This is a genomic window from Priestia aryabhattai B8W22 (genome assembly GCF_000956595.1).
Classification (GTDB): Bacteria; Bacillota; Bacilli; order Bacillales; family Bacillaceae_H; genus Priestia; species Priestia aryabhattai.
The window spans coordinates 20,703-38,991 of record NZ_JYOO01000015.1 but is presented as its reverse complement, the minus strand read 5'-3'; the positions used below and the strand labels follow the sequence as shown (position 1 = coordinate 38,991).

Annotated in this window: 21 protein-coding genes; 11 read left to right on the top strand and 10 right to left on the bottom strand. The window is 38.0% G+C overall.

Features of this window, described 5'->3' with window-relative positions; genetic code table 11:
- Positions 1 to 10 precede the first annotated feature (10 nt).
- Entirely contained in the window at positions 11 to 796 is a 786-nt protein-coding gene (locus N178_RS13265; protein WP_045292755.1) for an SDR family oxidoreductase, read from the top strand.
- 36 nt (positions 797 to 832) lie between these two features.
- On the opposite strand, the gene N178_RS13260 is transcribed toward N178_RS13265, so the two are convergent.
- The 5 genes from N178_RS13260 to N178_RS13240 all read right to left on the bottom strand — a co-directional run bounded on the left by N178_RS13260 (position 833) and on the right by N178_RS13240 (position 4,190).
- Positions 833 to 1,444, bottom strand: a complete 612-nt coding sequence (locus N178_RS13260; protein ID WP_025749407.1) for a nitroreductase family protein — start codon at positions 1,442 to 1,444, stop codon at positions 833 to 835.
- Positions 1,445 to 1,597: 153 nt separating this feature from the next.
- Complete coding sequence (locus tag N178_RS13255; protein ID WP_045292753.1) at positions 1,598 to 2,761, bottom strand: aminotransferase A; 1,164 nt, start codon at positions 2,759 to 2,761, stop codon at positions 1,598 to 1,600.
- Between the two features lie 96 nt (positions 2,762 to 2,857).
- A complete protein-coding gene (locus N178_RS13250; RefSeq protein ID WP_045292751.1) occupies positions 2,858 to 3,079 on the bottom strand; it encodes an IDEAL domain-containing protein in 222 nt (73 codons plus the stop codon).
- A gap of 203 nt (positions 3,080 to 3,282) precedes the next feature.
- Positions 3,283 to 3,477, bottom strand: a complete 195-nt coding sequence (locus N178_RS13245; protein WP_013056022.1) for a hypothetical protein — start codon at positions 3,475 to 3,477, stop codon at positions 3,283 to 3,285.
- A 113-nt stretch (positions 3,478 to 3,590) separates the two neighbouring features.
- The gene (locus N178_RS13240; RefSeq protein ID WP_045292749.1) at positions 3,591 to 4,190 is read right to left on the bottom strand and encodes a TetR/AcrR family transcriptional regulator; all 600 of its coding nucleotides are present in this window, start codon (positions 4,188 to 4,190) and stop codon (positions 3,591 to 3,593) included.
- 296 nt (positions 4,191 to 4,486) lie between these two features.
- On the opposite strand from N178_RS13240, the gene N178_RS13235 reads away from it, so the two are divergent.
- Complete coding sequence (locus N178_RS13235; RefSeq protein WP_045292747.1) at positions 4,487 to 5,392, top strand: chemotaxis protein; 906 nt, start codon at positions 4,487 to 4,489, stop codon at positions 5,390 to 5,392.
- Between the two features lie 50 nt (positions 5,393 to 5,442).
- On the opposite strand, the gene N178_RS13230 is transcribed toward N178_RS13235, so the two are convergent.
- Positions 5,443 to 5,910, bottom strand: a complete 468-nt coding sequence (locus tag N178_RS13230; RefSeq protein WP_013056025.1) for a YkyB family protein — start codon at positions 5,908 to 5,910, stop codon at positions 5,443 to 5,445.
- A 254-nt stretch (positions 5,911 to 6,164) separates the two neighbouring features.
- Positions 6,165 to 6,677, bottom strand: a complete 513-nt coding sequence (locus N178_RS13225) for a L,D-transpeptidase family protein (protein ID WP_045292745.1) — start codon at positions 6,675 to 6,677, stop codon at positions 6,165 to 6,167.
- Positions 6,678 to 6,786: 109 nt separating this feature from the next.
- Here N178_RS13225 and N178_RS13220 point away from each other — a divergent pair, with 109 nt between their 5' ends.
- Both N178_RS13220 and N178_RS13215 read left to right on the top strand, forming a co-directional pair.
- Entirely contained in the window at positions 6,787 to 8,313 is a 1,527-nt protein-coding gene (locus N178_RS13220; protein ID WP_045292744.1) for a Ppx/GppA family phosphatase, read from the top strand.
- A gap of 73 nt (positions 8,314 to 8,386) precedes the next feature.
- The gene (locus N178_RS13215) at positions 8,387 to 10,510 is read left to right on the top strand and encodes an RNA degradosome polyphosphate kinase (protein WP_045292742.1); all 2,124 of its coding nucleotides are present in this window, start codon (positions 8,387 to 8,389) and stop codon (positions 10,508 to 10,510) included.
- 39 nt (positions 10,511 to 10,549) lie between these two features.
- Here the strand turns inward: N178_RS13215 and N178_RS13210 are convergent, their stop codons facing one another.
- A complete protein-coding gene (locus tag N178_RS13210) occupies positions 10,550 to 10,849 on the bottom strand; it encodes a hypothetical protein (protein ID WP_045292740.1) in 300 nt (99 codons plus the stop codon).
- 146 nt (positions 10,850 to 10,995) lie between these two features.
- The gene (locus N178_RS13205) at positions 10,996 to 11,862 is read right to left on the bottom strand and encodes a metallophosphoesterase (RefSeq protein ID WP_045292738.1); all 867 of its coding nucleotides are present in this window, start codon (positions 11,860 to 11,862) and stop codon (positions 10,996 to 10,998) included.
- A 171-nt stretch (positions 11,863 to 12,033) separates the two neighbouring features.
- Between N178_RS13205 and fadH the strand changes: the two genes are divergently transcribed.
- The 3 genes from fadH (at position 12,034) to N178_RS13190 (ending at position 14,741) form a co-directional block, all read left to right on the top strand.
- Positions 12,034 to 12,798, top strand: coding sequence for a 2,4-dienoyl-CoA reductase (gene fadH, locus N178_RS13200; RefSeq protein ID WP_045292737.1), 765 nt, complete (start codon positions 12,034 to 12,036; stop codon positions 12,796 to 12,798).
- Between the two features lie 105 nt (positions 12,799 to 12,903).
- Positions 12,904 to 14,115 carry an EAL domain-containing protein gene (locus tag N178_RS13195; RefSeq protein ID WP_045292735.1) on the top strand — a complete coding sequence of 404 codons (1,212 nt, stop codon included), beginning with the start codon at positions 12,904 to 12,906 and terminating at the stop codon, positions 14,113 to 14,115.
- A gap of 155 nt (positions 14,116 to 14,270) precedes the next feature.
- Positions 14,271 to 14,741, top strand: a complete 471-nt coding sequence (locus N178_RS13190) for a DUF3993 domain-containing protein (protein ID WP_045292733.1) — start codon at positions 14,271 to 14,273, stop codon at positions 14,739 to 14,741.
- Between the two features lie 41 nt (positions 14,742 to 14,782).
- On the opposite strand, the gene N178_RS13185 is transcribed toward N178_RS13190, so the two are convergent.
- Positions 14,783 to 15,019 (bottom strand): glutaredoxin domain-containing protein, encoded by a 237-nt coding sequence (locus N178_RS13185; protein WP_013056034.1) that lies wholly within the window; start codon positions 15,017 to 15,019, stop codon positions 14,783 to 14,785.
- A gap of 280 nt (positions 15,020 to 15,299) precedes the next feature.
- On the opposite strand from N178_RS13185, the gene N178_RS13180 reads away from it, so the two are divergent.
- The 4 genes from N178_RS13180 to dapD all read left to right on the top strand — a co-directional run bounded on the left by N178_RS13180 (position 15,300) and on the right by dapD (position 18,201).
- Positions 15,300 to 15,536, top strand: coding sequence for a YkuJ family protein (locus tag N178_RS13180; RefSeq protein ID WP_013056035.1), 237 nt, complete (start codon positions 15,300 to 15,302; stop codon positions 15,534 to 15,536).
- Positions 15,537 to 15,918: 382 nt separating this feature from the next.
- Positions 15,919 to 16,374, top strand: a complete 456-nt coding sequence (gene cbpB, locus N178_RS13175; protein WP_013056036.1) for a cyclic-di-AMP-binding protein CbpB — start codon at positions 15,919 to 15,921, stop codon at positions 16,372 to 16,374.
- 99 nt (positions 16,375 to 16,473) lie between these two features.
- Positions 16,474 to 17,352, top strand: coding sequence for a LysR family transcriptional regulator (locus N178_RS13170; RefSeq protein WP_013056037.1), 879 nt, complete (start codon positions 16,474 to 16,476; stop codon positions 17,350 to 17,352).
- A 129-nt stretch (positions 17,353 to 17,481) separates the two neighbouring features.
- Complete coding sequence (dapD, locus tag N178_RS13165; protein ID WP_013082280.1) at positions 17,482 to 18,201, top strand: 2,3,4,5-tetrahydropyridine-2,6-dicarboxylate N-acetyltransferase; 720 nt, start codon at positions 17,482 to 17,484, stop codon at positions 18,199 to 18,201.
- The last annotated feature ends 88 nt before the right edge of the window (positions 18,202 to 18,289 follow it).

The following is an 18,289-nucleotide window of genomic DNA, read 5'->3' as shown; positions in this document are numbered from 1 at the left end:
GGTGAAAGAAATGGATGTTGAATTAAAAGGAAAAACAGCCCTTGTATTTGCAGCCAGCCAAGGGCTTGGCAAAGCGATTGCTGCCAGGCTCGCAGAAGAAGGCGCAAACGTTATGATTGCAAGTCGCTCAGAAGAGAAACTAGCCCAAGTAGCGGAAGAGATTTCATATCTTGGAAGCGGACAAGTGTTACATAAAACGGCAGATGTCACAAAAACTGAAGACATTCAAGATGTTATTCAATATACAGTAGATACGTTTGGAACTATTGATATTTTAATTAATAATACAGGAGGTCCTAAAGCTGGGAACTTCCTTTCGTTAACAGATGATGATTGGAAGCATGCATTTGAATTAAATCTCCTCAGCTATATTCGTATTATTCGTGAGGTAGTGCCCGTTATGAAAAAGAGCGGAGGGCGTATTGTCAATATTGCTTCTTCTTCCATTAAAGAGCCAATTGCTGGACTTATTCTGTCAAATACCTTCCGTACAGGAATCGTGGGACTTACCAAAACACTTGCTTCAGAACTAGCGGAAGACGGTATCTTAATTAACACGGTTGCACCAGGAAGAATTGCAACAGACCGAGTGAAAGAGCTAGATACCATTCGTGCTGAAAAATTGGGAGTAGACGTTTCAGAAATTGAAGAAGAGATGAGAAACCAAATTCCTCTTAAGCGCTACGGTCAGCCTGAAGAGTTTGCTAAAGCCGTTGCTTTCTTGGTCTCAGGAGCGAATTCATATATGACAGGCCAGTCATTTCTAATCGACGGAGGCATGGTAAAGTCCATTTAGTTACATAGAAAAACCCTGCAGCTGCAGGGTTTTTTGTTAAATCCAAGTTGTAACTTGGTCCAATGGTAAACGATCGCTAGCATGTGCTTCTTTAGCCGCTTTTCCAACTGAAATAAGCATAACCGGAATGTATCGATCCTCAATTTTAAATTCTTCTACAAATTTTTGAGCGTTAAATCCGCCCATTGAGCAAGTGTCTAATCCTTTTGCTTTTGCTGCAAGCATGAATGTCATAGATGCAAGTGAAGCATTCGTAAACGCTGCATCGCGGGCAAAAGCACCGTTTTTATAAGCGCCGTTAATTTGTCCCGACAAAATATTTTTTACGTCTTCTGTCATGTGACCTGCTTCAACTAGCGGATTGTACACGTCATCTACATTTTTATTGGCTTCTAAATCACCTAAGACAGCTACTACAGCGCCTGCTTCTGTAATTTGTTTTTGGTTGTAAGCAATTGGAAGTAGACGTTCTTTCGCATCTTGGTCTGTAATAACAACGAAATGCCAGTGCTGTAAGTTCCAAGCTGATGGTGACTTCACTGTTGCTTCTAAAAGTTCCGTTAATTCTTCTTTGCTTAATTTAGCTGAAGAGTCATATTCTCGAATCGATGTACGTTCATTTACCACATCAAAAAAATCTTTTGTCATAATAAAAACCTCCGTTAAAAGTATGTATTTCTTTAGTCAATCGATGCACATTTTATAATGATACACTATTGAAGTCAATTTATATGCTTTTAGTATACCCACTCTTATGTGCGGTCACTCGCCAAAGAAATGCATACACTTCTTACCATCGGTTTAACGTGATTGACGAGATGTAAGATAAGCTTCAATTCGATCACAGGCTTCACGCAGCGTGTTCATGGAATACGCATACGATAGGCGTACATATCCTTCACCATGGGAAGAAAAAGCGCTGCCGGGTACTAGTGCAACACCCGCTTCTTTGACTAGCTCCAGGGCAAAATCAAATGAATTACTGTGGAAGTTCTGAATAGAAGGGAAGATATAAAAAGCACCAGTCGGCTTTTCTACGTCAAATCCCATGTTTACTAGTCGGTCATAAACATAATTCAGTCTTTGTTCGTATTCTTTTTTCATATCTACCGCATCGTTTTTACCTGCTGTCAGTGCCTCGAGTGCAGCTGCTTGAGAGACAGAAGAAGCACAGCTCACGTTGTATTGATGAACTTTTAAAATATGTTTGGCTAAATAAGAAGGAGCAAATAAAAGGCCAATTCGCCAGCCAGTCATGGAATGAGACTTTGATACTCCATTAATAACAATTGTTTTCTCTCTCATAGATGAAATGGAGGCAATGGACTGGTGTTTTTTATCAAAAACGAGCTCGCTGTATATTTCATCAGATAGCACAAAAATATTTTTATCGCTTAAAAGAGCAGCAATTTCTTCTAATTCTTGCTGTGACAACGTCACGCCTGTAGGATTAGAGGGATAAGGTAAGATGACGCATCGTGTTTTTGATGTCAAATGCTGCTGGATTAAATCCGCTGTTAGTCGAAATCCTGTTTCGGTTGTATCAATATGTACAGGTTTAGCGCCGTTTAACCGGATAAGCGGTTCGTATCCTGGGTAAACAGGTCCAGGTAAAATAACTTCGGAATCTTCTTCTAAAATGGTGCGAAGAGCAATATCAATTGCTTGACTAGCTCCAATGGTTACAATAACTTCATCAGCTGGGTTATAGTGCAAGTCATATTTTTCTTTGACAAATTGAGCTGCTGCCTCGCGTAGTTCTATTGTTCCAGCATTGTGGGTATAAGAAGTTTGATTATCATCAATTGCAGATTTTGCCGCTTCTTTTACATGTTGTGGTGTTAAGAAGTCAGGTTGTCCAATTGTGAGAGATAAAACATCTTGATAGTGTGAGACCATATTATAAAATGTACGTATTCCTGATAATTCAATTTCTTTGACACGTTTATTGATTAAGTGCTCCATGGGTTCAAATCCTTCCGCGTATTTTCAACTCATTTTATCACAATGAAATTAGGTAAAAAACCACTATTTGCGCATTTTGCAAATAGTGGTTTTAAGTTAGGTGTTATATAGCTTATTAAAAGCAGTTGTTAGTTCATAAAATTGTTCTTCGTCTCTGTTATCTAACGCATCGTCGATAAGAGATTTCAAATGCTGTTTATTAAAGTTTGTACTCATAGTCGTCAAAATACGATTGGCTTCTTTCGCGTAATAGTGTTGGTAAGGTGTGTACTGAGATGAGTGAGGGTAGTGATTCATATTTTTTCGATAAGAACTCATAACATAAACCTCCTTTTTTAAAATAAAACGCAGCTTCTATTACTTGAAATGTACCCTTTCTATATAGTTGTTAACCCTGTTTTTAGCTGCGAATGTGCTAAGGTATGTGTTAGGAAATCAGAGGTTCCTTGCTTCACGTTCGATTCTAGATTCAAAGAAATAAGCGTATAAAAAGACCTGCATATATATGCAGGTCTTGTATATTAGTCAGTGTGTATTTGGCCTTCACGCCAATAAACGGGGGAAACGTAGCCAAAATCAACTTCATGATCGTCCAATGTTACAACGCAGTGATCAGAGCCTTCTTGTTCTTTAATATCTTGATATACAGCTTCTTCTACGTTTTCAATAATGGTCATTTCATTATCGTCATTAAAAAGAATGACGGAGCCTTTCATATTACGAACACCTTCTTTTAAGATTATTCATTCACTTTGTGTAGTATAAACCGTTTTGGCTGTAGAGTCCACAGCTATCTTCGATTTCTTGTTAAAAATTTGTGAACGGGCTTTTAGGAATGAATAAGAAAGCCTCTAAATAGAAGAGTAACCGACTTGTCTATTCTTTCTTGAAGAGCAATAGAGCCGGGTTGGTTGGTACACCAGTAGAGAAGTGTGCCAAAAAAATTAAGTATAGCAATAGAAGCCATTTCTTCGGCAGCGATATCGACTATAAGTTCACCTCGGTCTTGTCCTGTTTGAAAAACTTTTGTAAAATGAGCACGCATTTTTTCAATTTGAAGAATTTCAGATTGTTGAAAGGAACTGTTGGTGATAGCAATATGAAACCAAGAACGGATTAGGTGAGGGTTCGCTTCTTCGTTTGATTGTGCTAGTAATAAAAACAGTTGTTTAACAATGGCAGCAGTTGATTCTTCTGTTTGAAGGAGCTGTTCTAATTTATAGGAGATACGGTTTGTGAAATTAATTCCAAGGTAGTGAAGAACTTCTTCTTTTGCTTTGAAGTAATTAAAGAATGTTCCCTTTGCTACACCCGCTTCATGCGTAATTTGAGACACAGTCGTTTTTTGATATCCCTGCTGTTGGAATAAAGAAATAGCTGCTTTTTGTATGCGTTTTTTTGTTTCTTCTTTTTGTAATCCTCTGTTCATAAATTACACCTCGTTTGAATAGGAGTAGTCGCTTGACTCAAGTTCATTAGCTAGTATAGAGAAGTAAAGTAGAGCAATTAAAAAACTGAGCAGAGGATGAGACGAAAGGGATCGACGCTCATGTTTTTATATAGTATATAATATTCTGTTAATTCGTAAAACAATATTTTGTGTATATGTTTCAGGGAAAAAGATAACAAAATAAGAAAGTTTTTCTTTACGGATATAAGAGGCGGTCACTATAATAGGAAATATGGACTATTAGATAAGCAGGTGAGATGAGAGGGGCAAGTGATATGAATCAAGATAAAGGAATACTGTTAGAAAGTGGTACAAACGAACTGGAAATTGTCGAATTCGAGATAGGAAATGTTTTATTTGGCATCAATGTAGTAAAAGTTAGAGAGATTATTAATCCCGTATCTATTACACCTGTTCCAAATGCGCATTCTTACATAGAAGGTATTATAGAGCTAAGAGGGGAAGTTCTTCCTGTTGTTGAGATAGCCAAAGCGTTAAAAATGGAACCTTCAAATACGCCGGAAAAAGATAAGTTAATTGTTACAGAGTTCAATCGGCAAAAAATTGTCTTTCATACCCATGCAGTGACGCAAATTCACCGTATTTCTTGGAAAGAAATTGAGAAGCCTTCAGATTTGTATCAAGGTTTGGAAACGCAGATTACTGGAGTGGTAAAATTAAACGGACAAATGATTCTGCTTTTAGACTTTGAAAAGCTGATTTCTGACGTGAACCCTGATGCGGGTATTAATCAGTCGAAAATAAAAAAGCTAGGGGCCAGGGAACGCTCCAATAAAAAGATTGTCGTGGCTGAAGACTCGCCGCTGCTGCGCCGAATGATTGAAGATACTCTTGCACAAGCAGGTTATGAGAACACGGAATTTTTTGAGAACGGTGAGGAAGCATGGAACTATCTAAGCTCGGTGATCGATGAAGGAGTGGAAATCAGTGATCAAGTTCAGCTGCTTATTACAGATATAGAAATGCCGCAAATGGATGGACATCATTTAACTAAAAAAGTGAAAGAAAATCCTCAGCTTTCTATCCTTCCAGTCATTATTTTCTCTTCTCTTATCACGGAAGATTTACGTCACAAGGGAAAGATGGTAGGAGCAGAAGGACAAGTAAGTAAGCCGGAAATCGGAGAGCTTGTTGAGTTGATTGATCTCTATATTTTGTAGGATGACAAAATAGTGCCTGAAAGCAGATTGCTCCACTTCAGGCACTTTCTTTAAAAATAACTTTTACCCAGCGGTTTAAACACAGGTGCTTGCCGTTTTCTTGGAGTCGAAACAGGGCTTTTGGCCGGCTGTACGAGATGACCCGTATATTTAGATAATAAGCGCTTCGCATAAGATAATGACATAGTCGTTTTGGGATTTCGATACTGATGGTTTAAATGGCCGAGGTGTGATAACTCTTTGAAGTCTTCTTTCTTTGGAGGCATATGGAAAAAGTAGTCTCCAACTGATACAAGTACATCTGATTTTTGTTGACTTTTACCAGGGTTTGGCGAAAAGTGAAGTCCTTCTTTTTTTGCTTTTCCTTCTAAAATTAGTTGATCTAATGCAATTTTCTTTAACGTATATAACTGCTTAGGATCAGGAGCAGCTTTTGCGTGACGATTTACAGTGAAAATAGCTTGTGCAATCTCAGATACAGACGGGGTCAAAGAGCCTTGTCCATTTGCTTGAGACATACGTTCACTCCCTTTCTATCATATCAGCTGTTCAACCTATAAGGTGAAAGCTGATACGTTCATTATAGCGTGTCTTGTCCCATTTGAAAATAATTACACGAAGAAGTATTTTGGTAATTACTGAAATTTCTTATGTATAGGGTTTGTTTTGTTGCGCTTCCTTATACAAGTAAAGTGGAACAGCACGCCATACTTTCTCTTTTTTTAAAATGCTGCTCACACAGTTACACAATCATTAATTAGTAAATCCTGAACTATTGAGCCATTCGCCGAGAAGGTCGAATATAAACACCAGTACCATTTGGCACAATTTGAGCTAGCTCATTTACTTGGGCATTATACATGCGAATGCATCCTTTGGATACGGCTTTTCCAATAGAACTTGGATCATTTGTTCCGTGAATGCCATAGGACTTTTTAGACAAGCTTAGCCACATTGTACCAAAAGGCCCCCCGGGTTTTGGCTCCCGGTTAACGATAACAAAGTCTCCAGTAGGGGTTGCGCTCAGCATTTTTCCTGCTGCAATGGGATAGACTTTTTGTATGACATTATTTCTTCGTAATTCAAGCTGTTTTTCAGCAATAAACACGTGGATCGTGTAAGGAATGAGCTCTTTATCGGGAAGGTTTGGAATGATGATTACTTGCCCTGGCTTCAGCGTACGATGGCTTACAAAAGGGTTAGCCATCCACAGGTCTTCAACCGGAATCCGGTAGTCACCTGAAACACTTTGCCAGGTTTCACCCCGCTTTACTGTATATCTCATTAACTTCGCTCCTTTGATATATGACTATGTTATAACAGTATACGATTGAAAAAAGTAAAAGTGACTTTTGTGAGCATAAAGTTATTTTGAAAAAGGTGTTGAAATTACATTGACGTATAACCATGGACTGATTGATATAGGTTCAAATACGATACGCCTTGTTATTTATAAATACAACAAAGGCAGAGGGTTTAAGCAAATTGAAAACGTGAAAGTAGCTGCACGGCTTCGAAATTATTTAAGTAAAGAAGGAGTGTTAACGGCTAAAGGAATATATACCTTGCTTGATACGCTTAAAACGTTTGGAGTTATTACCAAGCATCATCAGCTGTCGCACGTTACCTGTGTGGCCACAGCTACCATCCGTCAAGCGACTAATGCAAAAGAAGTTCTAGCGGTTGTAAAAAAAGAAACGGGCTTTTCTATTCAACTATTGTCTGAATATGAAGAAGCGTATTACGGCTTTGTTGCAGTTATTCATTCCACTTCGATCGAAGAAGCCATTACAATTGACATTGGCGGGGGAAGTACGGAAGTTACGTATTTTCGCAATCGAGAGTTAGTGCAGTACCACAGCTTTCCATTCGGTACCTTATCTCTACGTCTGCAGTTCGTCAAAGGCAATATTCCCACTGCAGAAGAAAAAGTGAAAATCCGGGATTTTGTGCTCCGGCATTTCCATACCGTTCCGTGGCTTTTAAATCGCCATGTTCCGATTGTAGCAATGGGAGGAAGTGCAAGAAGTATGGTGCAACTGCATCAAGGTTGTATCCACTATCCTCTCGCGGGGCTGCATCAATATGAAATGAATTTAGCTGATATATTGCATGTGAAATCGGCTATAGGCTCATTGTCTTATCACAATCTTCAAAAGCTAGACCGCTTGTCAAAAGATCGTGCCGATACAATTTTGCCAGCGATTGAAGTATTTCAATCAGTATATGAAACCGTGAACGCGACTCGCTTCATCTTAAGCCGCAAAGGCTTGAGAGAAGGAGTGTTATTTAAAGAAGCATCTGATGCTAATATCCAGCCAATGTACCCCGATGTCATACAGCAAAGTTTTCAAGAAATAATGGAAGAGTTTGAAATAAGTAAAGAGTACGTCAAACAGCTTACGAGCACAGCTATTATGATATTTCAGCATCTTAGAGAGCAGGGGCCGGTTGATTTAAAAGAGGATGACTTAGCGCTTCTTATAAAAGCTGCGCAAGTGTATGATATAGGAGAGTATATTGATGCGGAATCAAGCAGCCAGCATACGTTTTACGTGCTTGCTAATCGTACAATAGATGGAATTTCACATAGAGAACGTTTAAAGCTGGCACTTGTTTCTTCATATAAAGGGAAGTTTTCTTTTAGGCAATATGTTGCTCCTTTTAAAAAGTGGTTAACAAAAGAAGAACAAAAAAAAGTCCAGCTGCTCGGTGCGGTTTTAAAAATAGCTGATGGCTTACATGCAACAAAGCGAAATGTTGTTCAACATATTGATATGAAAAGCGATGAAAACACAGTTACGATTAAACTATTATGTACAAAAGCCTTTCTTCCTGAACAATATCAGGCTGAAAAACAGAAAAAGCATCTAGAAAAAGTAGTCAAAAAAAATATTGTTCTTGAATTTACTAAGCTTTAGAATAACGCTGGATCGGTTAGAATATTCAGTATAGCTAACTAGATTAAATCCATTATCCTGGAAGGTGAGGCTAATGTTAGAAAGTAATCGGACTTATAAGCAAGCCATACAAGTGGCTGATTCAGCTTATTACAATAATCGTGAATTGAGCTGGCTGGCCTTTAACAAGCGGGTGCTGGAAGAAGCTGTAGATACGAAAAACCCTTTGCTTGAGCGATTTAAATTTCTAGGGATTTTCAGTTCGAACCTGGATGAGTTTTTTATGATTCGGGTAGCGGGGTTAAAAGATCAGGTGAAGGCTGGATTTACCAAACCCGAAAACAAAGCAGGCTTAACTCCTAAACAGCAGCTATTCTCTATCTCCAAACAAAACCACAATCTTGTCAAGCTGCAGTATGATACGTATATTCACACACTTCTTCCCGAATTACAGAAATACGGTGTGGAAATCATTACGATTGAACAGCTGGAGAAATCAAATCTAGATAAGCTTGAACAGTATTTTGATGAGCAAATCTTTCCCGTATTAACTCCTATGGCTATCGATACCTACCGGCCGTTTCCTATGTTGATGAATAAAAGCTTGAACTTAGCAGTCGTCCTTTCAGAACAGTTAAATGATGAGCAGCAAATTGCTGAGATAAAAGGAAGACTAGCTATTGTCCAAGTACCTTCGATGCTAACGCGCTATATTGAAATAGCTACGTCAGATTCTACCCGTCTATTTGTATTGCTAGAAGATGTGATTGCCTATTTTATTAAAAAATTGTTTAAGGGATACCGCGTTTCTTCTGTTTCTCAATTTCGAATTACCCGCAACGCAGATATGACTATTCACGAAGAAGACGCTCAAGATTTACTAAAAGAGATTGAAGAAGAGTTGCAGAAGCGAAAATGGGGAGCGGCTGTTCGTCTTGAGATTAAGCGTCCATATGATCTGGATGTACTAGCGTATGTAAAGTCAGTCCTTGAAATTGATGATGAAGATGTGTATGGGATCGAAGGACAGCTGGATTTAACCAGTTTATTTTCGTTTTATAGATTACTTAAATCTACGCATGAAGAGTTGGCTGAAAAAGCCTTTATTCCTAAGCTTACAACAGGGTTACATCCGGATCAAAATGTTTTCGACCAAGTGATTCAAAGAGACATTTTGCTTCATCATCCTTATGAATCGTTTAAGCCGGTCCTTGATTTTGTTAACTTTGCAGCAGACGATGAAAATGTGCTAGCTATTAAGCAGACGTTATACAGGGTAAGCGGAGATTCTCCTGTTATTAAAGCATTAAAACGAGCGGCTGCAAAAGGTAAACAAGTGACGGTACTAGTTGAACTAAAAGCCAGGTTTGATGAAGAGAATAATGTGCAATGGGCTAAAGAGCTAGAGCGGGCAGGATGCCACGTGATATATGGAATGACGCATTTAAAAACGCATGGTAAAATTACGCTCGTGGTGAGAAGAGAAGGAGAGCATATTAAGCGATTTGTTCATCTTGGTACTGGGAATTACAACGATGCGACGGCAAAGATCTATACGGATATAAGTCTTTTTACTGTCAACCGAAACATCGGGATAGATGCGGCCAATTTTTTTAATTACTTAAGTGGCTATACGCAAAAACCAGTATATCATCATTTATCCGTTGCACCATTTGATATAAGAAATGATTTTTTGCATCTCATTGATCAGGAAATCCATTATCATAAACGGTATGGCAATGGAAGAATCATTGGGAAAATGAACTCATTGACGGATAAAATTTTAATTATGAAGCTATATGAAGCTTCTATAGCTGGTGTGGCAATCGAACTCATTGTTAGAGGAGCGTGCTGCTTGCGCCCTCAAGTTCAAGGCGTTAGCGAGAATATAAGAGTAAGAAGCATTGTCGGACGATTTTTAGAACATAGCCGAATTTATTATTTTCATCATAATAAACAGGAAAGGTTTTTCTTTTCATCTGCAGATATGATGACAAGAAATATGGTGAAACGAGTAGAAATTTTATTTCCTATCTTGGATACACATTTGAAAAAAAAAGTGTGGAAATGGCTTGAAGTTATGCTTGCTGATAATGTAAAAGCACGAGAACAAGATCAAGAAGGAAATTATCATTACGTCATAAAAAAAGAACATGAGCTCTCTATTAATAGTCAAGAGATCTTTTGTCAATATGCTCTTTGCGACGAGCAAGAATAACATAAAAAAAGCCGAGTGCTCGGCTTTTTAGTCATGTTATTATCTAGGAATGGGACCAACAGGACCGTATCCAGGTCCGTAGTATGTGTTATAAACAGGAGCACCGCCTCCATAGCCGGCACCAGGGTAGCCTCCTCCAGGAAATCCACCGCCGTAAAACGGAACCGGATAAGGATAAGGATAAGGTGGTGGACAGCACCCAGGTCTGCCTCCAAAACCGCCAACAGCTAGTCCGCCAAGCAGCCCACCAGCTAAGCCAGCAACAAAGGGAAATCCAAAAAAGCGCTCGTCACCATTTGGAATATTACGATATCCTGTATAGGGATATTGATAGTACATAATTTAACCTCCTTGTCAGTTGTCTTTGTAGTGTATGGCTGAACGGAAGCTTTTGAGCCTGGTTTATTTCTTTAAGACTAGAATTAGGCGGTCATGATCAGCTAAAAAAAGACAAAAAAACATAAAAACGCCCTGTAAGGGCATTTTTATATTGATTGCAAGGTGAAAAGCGTAATTTCAGGCGTAGCTAAAAAACGAAAAGGAATGCGCGTGGTTCCTAAGCCTCTATTCACATAAAGCTTCATTTTAGAATCTCCAACTTCGTACATTCCTTCAGGGTAAACTGTCCCAAAGGGCGGTGTAATCAAAGGACCGTAAAAAGGAATTTGAATTTGGCCTCCGTGACTATGGCCGGAGAGCTGAAGATCCACTGGAAAAGGAGCTGCTTTGACAGCAACGTCAGGTTCATGAATCATAGCAATAGAAAAGATATCCGGCTGTAATTGACCTAGCGTTCCTTCATATTGTGGATTCCCCAGCATAATATCATCAAGTCCGCAAATATGAATGTAGCTTTTATCAGGCATGGACACCGTGTCAACTTCATTTACTAGAAGTCTAAATCCTGCGTTTTCAATGGCTTGTTTGTAGATATTTGTTCCATACCCTCCATGATCATGGTTTCCATATATTGCGTATTTTCCAAGAGGAGCCTGAAGCCTTTGTAAAATCGGGGGGATTCTTTCTGGATGCGGGTATTCATTAGGTACATCCATTAAATCTCCGGTAAATAATATAATATTAGGCTTCAAATTATTTATGGTTACCATAAGCTGTTCTAGTTGTAATAAATCATAAGAGAGTCCAAGGTGAATATCACTAAATTGTAAAATTTTTATTCCGTTAAAGCTTTTCGGAATGTTTTTAGAAGTAATTGTATGACGAACAATTTGCAGACGTCTAGGCTCAATATATTTGGCATATGTATACCCAAAAGACGTGGTGAGCAAAGACCCTAACGAAATGGACGCTAGTCCTTTCAAAAAAGATCGTCTTGTATACGTCTTTTTCATGCAAAATCAACCTATTCCTTATAGTTTTCAAGTTTTCATTATAGCATTGTTTTTTTTATCATCACAACGAGAAGTCTGCTTTTAAGTTAAATAGATAAAAGTTTCACTTTATTCAGAAAAAATAGTAAAATGAAAGTTGTAAAACACTTATATTTTGGGGAGGATGAGAAATTGAAGAACAAGGTCGTAATTGTTACTGGCGGTTCAAGTGGAATGGGAAAACATATGGCGAAGCGATTTGCAGAACAAGGTGCTCATGTGGTAATCACGGGCAGGTCAGCCGAGCGATTACAAGAAACAGAAAATGAAATTAAAACATTTGATGGACAGGTACTTTCATTGGTGATGGATGTACGCAATCCAGAAGATGTGGAACGAATGGTTCAAGAAACAGACAAGTCATTTGGACAAATTGATTTTTTAGTTAATAATGCTGCAGGCAATTTTATATGTGCAGCTGAAGACTTATCTATTAACGGATGGAACAGCGTAATTAATATCGTATTAAATGGTACATTTTACTGCAGTTCCGCAGTAGGGAAGTATTGGATCGATAAAGGTACAAAAGGAGCTATTACAAATATTGTGGCTACATATGCCTGGAATGCAGGAGCAGGTGTTATTCATTCAGCTTGTGCCAAGTCAGGAGTTTTAACCATGACGCGCACGCTCGCAGTAGAGTGGGGAAAGAAATATGGTATACGGGTGAATGCGATTGCGCCGGGGCCGATCGAGCGAACAGGAGGAGCAGATAAATTATTTGAATCAGAAAAAATGAAAGCGCGTACATTAAATTCTGTACCATTAGGACGCCTTGGAACTCCTGAGGAAATAGCAGGATTAGCTAGTTTCTTATTCTCCGATGAAGCGTCTTATATCAATGGGGAATGCATCACGATGGACGGGGGACAGTGGCTAAATCAGCATCCTTTTTAAGTTTGGATACGCACTAAAAAGTACAAAGCAAACGGAGAAGGGCTAGCAAAATTATGCTATTCGTATTATACTAACGTAAAGTGAACAAGGAGAGGGGAGAGTTGAGTGGACCCGTTAGATGTATTAACAAACATAGAGAAAACTCTTCCGTATTATCAAGCAATTTTTAGTGCAGATGGACATAGAGTAATTGGCTATGAAGTGTTGGCGAGGTTTCAAAATGAAGGGGAAATTGAAAGTCTCGGCCCATTCTTTCATGATGATGCGATTCCGGATGAATATCGCATAGAAGTTGATTATGCTGTTTTAACACAAGCGCTCGAGCATATGTTGACCCAGGAAGAACAATTTTTAATTTTTATTAATCAAAACCCTAATTTATTAATGAACGATCATGGAGAATCCTTGCTAGAATTATTGAAACTTTTCGAAAATAAAGGATTGTCGCTTGATCGAATTGTTCTTGAAATTACAGAACACAATTTTAGTGGAGATTTGGAATCACTTCAACACTTACTAAAGTATTATCAAACATATGGTATTAAGATTGCAATTGATAATATAGGAAAAGAAAGTAGTAATCTAGACAGGATTGGGTTGCTTTCACCAGATATCTTAAAAGTAGATTTACATATTCTAAGACAAACAGACATGGCGCAGTCGTATCAAGACGTATTGTATTCTTTATCTCTGTTAGCAAGGAAAATGGGTGCTACGCTTCTATACGAAGATATAGAAGCCTCCTATCAGCTGCAATATGCATGGAGAAACGGAGGCAGGTATTTTCAAGGTTATTATTTACATAAGCCGGCTGCTGAACTTGTCGATCCGAACATCTTAAAGGATAAACTAAAGGAACGTTTTGAAATGTATATCGCTCACGAAAAGAAAAAGCTGCTTGCTGTTTACCAGCTGACAGAACGCTTTCAAGATAAAATGCAGCAGGTAATGACAAAGTGCAGAAAGCTAGAAACGTATGACGATATGCTGCCTGTTATTGCAGAAGAACTATCCAACGTGTGTTTTCGCCTTTACATCTGCGATGAAAATGGATTTCAAAAGTCTTCTAACTATGTAAAGAAAAACGAGGATTGGATTCTTGAGCCTGAATATGTAAAGAAAAATTGGAGCTGGCGCCCGTATTTTCTTGAGAATATTATTCGAATGAGCTATGAAAAAAAAGGCATATTATCAGATTTGTATAATGATATTGAAACAGGCGAGAATATCCGAACTTTTTCGTATCCAATTGATAATATGCACTATGTATTCCTTGATATTTCATATTCTTTTTTATACGAAAGAGACGTTTTATAGAGAATGAATAAGTGGAAGTTAAACCGGCAGCTAGCAAAAGTGGTTGCCGGTTTTTTATGTTTTTTAGAGGAGAACGACAGTCGGCTATAGAGATATGCATAGGCAGGGGAATTTTCGGAATTCTAATAAAAAAGAAGCTAAGGAGCTGATTTAATTTGAAGAAAATATGCTTATTTGTCTTTTTGCTGATTGTCTTGTACTCCGGAAAATCTGTTCATGCAGAAGTATCAGGAGAGATTAGGCATGAAATCTTTATAAATTTGCAGGACGCTTATCAGGCTCAGCTAAGAGCTGCGTCTGCCCATACTAATCAAGATGCTGCTCGTGAGCTGAAATTGTTTTTAGATGATGAGTATGCATCTGTATTTTTTAATGAGGCTCTCTTGCAAAAAGCTCAAGGGTATGTCGGAGAGGGACCTGAATATTTAACACACTATATCCCTTTCTTTTCTTTCGATGAACAGACCAAGGTAGCTCTTCATTCCGACCAAAACAAAGCTTATGTCTATCAATTTTTTCCGGCTGTGCATAATGAACGGGTAAAATACCAAGATCATTATGAAATGATCACTTTAGTAAAAAAACAGGGGAAATGGAAAGTGCAAAAGCTTATATATAGTAAGTAACACTCAAAATAGCTGAGGAAAGCTTATTTTGAGTGTTACTGTTACCCGATGTTAAGAAGCTTCTCAAGCGCTTGAAGGTCAAATCCTCTGATAATTTCCTGGTCAACACGAATGGTCGGAGTGGAATAAGACTCTAACTCAGTAGTCATTCGTTTTCGAGCAGAAGCATCTTTAGATACGTCAAATTCTTTATAGGAAACGTGATGATGCTGTAAAAACTGTTTAACAATTTCGCAAGGTGGGCAAGCTGGTTGTGTGTACAACTCTATAGATCTCAATGAAAGCACCTCCCTATATCAAAATGAATGATGTTAAAGTAGAATAAAGTTTTGTATGATACATAGTATATCGCTATGTTATTATAATAAAAAACGACATATATCGCTATAATAAGGCATTTTCTTATGAAAAATCACGTAAAGTACTTGTGTTTTTTTAGTATGTGGCATATAGTGAAATGGTGTCTTTTAAGTATTAGTTTAGATAAAGGATTTATTTGAATTGATATTGTAGAAAAGTCGAATGCGTAATGATGTAATAGGTGAAAGGAGAGATTATATGTCACAATTACAAGGTATTTTAACTCGTCTTGTGAATCTCCGTGAACAAGCAAGTGGAAGTGAAGCGCCACAACGCTTCTTCGAAGTAGAGGGAAAAAGAATTTGCAGCGTGAAATATCATGCAAAAACTGAAACATACGAACTTGAAGTATATCAAGATGGTGAAAAGCCAGCCGTTTATCAATTTGATAACGTTGATATGATTGCAATTGAAATTTTTGAACTTATTCATTAAGGGATAAAGCAAAACGAATGCCGCAAAGGATTTTATACTTTGCGGTATTTTTTTGTTACTGCCTATGGAGTTTTTGCGGTGGCTTCTGCCCTATTTTCCCGAGAAATATCGACAAAGTGATAGCAGATTTTCTGATAAATGGAAGGAACGGGTCGAATGCTGTAAAAAAACCAAAATAAAAAATTCAGATAATTATGAACTTTCGTTGACACTTGTTTTAAAAAAATCTAGACTTAACATATAAGGGAGAACATCGGGTGTGTCTGCTTCTATTCCCTCTTAAAGGTTCGCATTTACGTAAGCAAGCTATTTTCATTTTGTAGCTTGTTCTTTTTCTCTTTACACACGTGGAAGTTATGAGAAATGGAAGGAGAATGTATAAATGATTGATATTGATCACAACCAGTTAAATCAAATTGAACTTCGAGATTTGCTTGTCACTTCTGATAAAGTTGCTCATGTTCAAGTGGGAAATAATTTAGAACATGCTTTGCTTGTGTTAACAAAGACTGGCTATACGTCCATTCCCGTATTAAATCCAAGGTTTCAGCTGCAGGGGTTCGTGAGCATGACGCTTATTTTAGATTCGATTTTAGGATTAAAGCGCATTGAATTTGAACGATTAGAAACCATGAAAGTAGAAGAAGTTATGAATCAAAATGTTCCTCGTGTCTCCATGAAAAAATCTGTATTAAAAGTCATAAATGCCATGATTAACCATCCTTTTTTGTGCGTAGAGAATGAAGATGGTATTTTTGAAGGGATTTTAACACGAAGAAATTTGTTAAAGTCATTAAGAAGGCAGTCCATCATTCTCCCGAAGGAGTCATTTCAATAATTTTTTTAGGAAATCGTGTTTCAGCCTATCTTTCTCCGTTTTTTTCTTATATGATAAAGGTAAAATGAAAGTAAAAAGAGGCTTGAAAGGAATAACTGAATGCAATTAATAGAATGTCGAATGCTCGTTGTATTAGCTCAAGAATTAAATATGAGAAAAGCTGCAGAGAGATTATTTGTATCGCAACCAGCTTTATCACAGAGGCTGCAAACCATTGAAAAAGCATGGGATACACAAATCTTCATTCGTTCGCAAAAAGGACTGTCATTAACGCCTGCTGGAGAAAAGATTGTTCAATTTGCAAAAGAAGTGGTAGAAAAAGAAGATCGGGTTCGCGAGGACTTGCATCATTTAGATAATGAAGTATATGGTACACTCAAATTAGCGGTGGCGTCGATTATTGGACAGCACTGGCTGCCGGCGGTGTTAAAACGCTATATGGATCGTTACCCACATGCTAAAATCTCTCTTGTAACCGGTTGGAGCAGTGAAATGCTTCGCTACCTGTACGAAGATGAGGTACATATTGGAATCATACGCGGAAACCCGGATTGGAAAGGCGTCAAAGAACATTTGTTTACAGATCCTCTTTATCTAGTTGATTCAGAAATTGAAAGGGCAGCGGAAGTAGTAAATACTCATCGACCATTTATTCAATTTAAAAGTGACTCAACGTATTATCAAGAAATTTTAGAATGGTGGCATCGAGAGTTTCATACTACACCGAAACGTACGATTGTAGTGGATCAGATTGAGACGTGTAAGCAAATGGCTTTAAATGGTCTTGGCTTCGCTATTTTACCATCGATTGCTATTAAAGAAGCTGGAAGCCATATTCACCGGACGCCGCTTCTGAAAGCAAATGGAGAGCCAATTACCCGAGACACTTCTTTAGTTGGATATGAATCAGCTTTTAAACTGAAGCAAGTTCGAGCATTTGTTGATATTGTACGTGAATATGTAAGAGAAACGGTCTAAAGCGAGCCTACATGCTCGCTTTTTTTATTTGCAATCGTTATCTTTTTATTAAAACGATAATGATGCTTGTCATTGTGAAAGCATTTTGTTACATTAAATGAGACATTGCTTACTTAGGAGGAATACATAATGAAAATGATGGATGCTAATGAGATTATCTCATTTATTCAAAACAGCACAAAATCAACACCGGTAAAAGTTTACGTAAAAGGTGAAGTAGAAGGAATTGACTTTGGTTCATCTTCTAAAACATTCGTAACGGGCAACACAGGTGTAGTGTTCGGTGAATGGAAAGAAATTAAAGCTGCTATTGAAGCAAACGAAGGAAAAATTGAAGACTACGTAATTGAAAACGATCGCCGCAACTCTGCGATTCCTTTATTAGATATGAAAGGAATTAAAGCTCGCATTGAGCCAGGCGCTATTATTCGTGATCAAGTTGAAATCGGCGACAACGCTGTTATTATGATGGGTGCATCTATTAACATCGGTTCTGTAATCGGTGAAGGAACAATGATCGACATGAACGTAGTACTTGGTGGTCGTGCAACAGTAGGTAAAAACTGTCATATCGGCGCAGGTTCTGTATTAGCTGGTGTTATTGAGCCACCTTCTGCAAAACCAGTTGTAGTAGAAGATGACGTAGTAATCGGTGCTAATGCTGTTGTTCTTGAAGGTGTAACAGTAGGTAAAGGTGCCGTAGTTGCTGCAGGTGCAATCGTGGTAGAAGATGTAGCTCCTTACACAGTAGTAGCAGGTACGCCGGCTCGCGTTATTAAAGAAATTGACGAAAAAACAAAGTCTAAAACAGAAATCAAGCAAGAATTGCGTCAATTAAACGAAGAATAAGAAAAACGATCAGTTTGCGCTTTTTCTTTGCTGAATTAGTCGGTTTTAGCGATTGGGATACTGAATCCTTAAACGTATCATATGGACA